The sequence below is a fragment of the Nonomuraea sp. K271 genome (genome assembly GCF_009908215.1).
Taxonomy (GTDB): Bacteria; Actinomycetota; Actinomycetes; order Streptosporangiales; family Streptosporangiaceae; genus Nonomuraea; species Nonomuraea longispora.
On sequence record NZ_JAAAHR010000382.1, the window covers coordinates 1 to 1,096 of the forward strand.

Below are 1,096 nucleotides of genomic sequence, written 5' to 3' on the forward strand. Positions count from 1 at the left end.
GGGTGTGGGGAGGGGGACGGCGGTCAGCGCGTCCCTATCGAGCTTGCCGTTGACCGTGAGCGGCAGCGCCTCAAGCGGGACGAAGACCGCGGGGACCGCGTACGGGGGCAGCAGCCGGGACAGGTGCGACCGCGCCGTCTCCACCTCGATCCGGGCGCCGGGACGGGCGACCACGTAGGCCACGAGCCGCCGGCGGCCCTGCTGGTCCTCGCGCACCGCCGCCGCGGCGTTGGCCACGCCGTCCAGCCCCAGGAGCGCGGCCTCGATCTCGCCCGGTTCGACCCGGTAGCCGCGCACCTTCACCTGCTGGTCGGCCCGTCCCAGATAGACGAGGTCGCCGTCGGGGGTCCGGCGCGCGAGGTCGCCGCTGCGGTAGAGGCGGCCGCCCGGGGTGAACGGGTCGGCCACGAAGCGGGCCGCGGTCAGCGACGGGCGGCCGAGGTAGCCGCGGGCCAGCTGGTCACCGGACACGTACACCTCGCCCGTCACTCCCGGCGGGACCGGCTGCAGGTAGCGGTCGAGCAGGTGAACGCCGAGGCCCGGCAGCGGGCCGCCGATCACGCTCGCGGGTTCGCCCCCGGTGTCGTGCGGGGTCAGCTCCCTGAAGGTGACGTGTACGCAGGTCTCGGTGATGCCGTACATGTTGACCAGCCGCGCGGCAGGGTGACGGCGTTGCCACGACGCCAGGCGGGCGGGGTCCAGCGCCTCGCCGCCGAAGACGACGTACCGGAGGGCGAGCTCGCCCCGCGTCGCCTCGGCCAGCGGGTAGAACGCCGACGGGGTCTGGCCGAGCACGGTCACGCGCTCGCGCTCCAGCAGGTCGAGGAAGCGCCGCGGGTCGCGGGCCACCTCCCTGTCGACGATCACCAGCCGCCCGCCGTGCAGCAGCGCGCCCCACATCTCCCACACCGAGAAGTCGAACGCGGCGGAATGGAACATCGTCCACACGTCCGTACGGTCGAAGTCGAACAGTTCCCGGGCCGCGGCGAACAACGACAGCACGTTGCGGTGCGTCACCTCTACCCCCTTGGGCGCGCCCGTCGAGCCGGAGGTGTAGATGACGTACGCCGTGTTGTCGGCTCCGGCGGATGTGGAC

Annotated in this window: 1 protein-coding gene; it reads right to left on the reverse strand. The window is 73.4% G+C overall.

The annotated features are described in order from the left end of the window. On the reverse strand, nt 1–1,096 hold a 1,096-nt coding region (locus tag GUY59_RS47085; RefSeq protein WP_161715156.1), incomplete at both ends, for an amino acid adenylation domain-containing protein.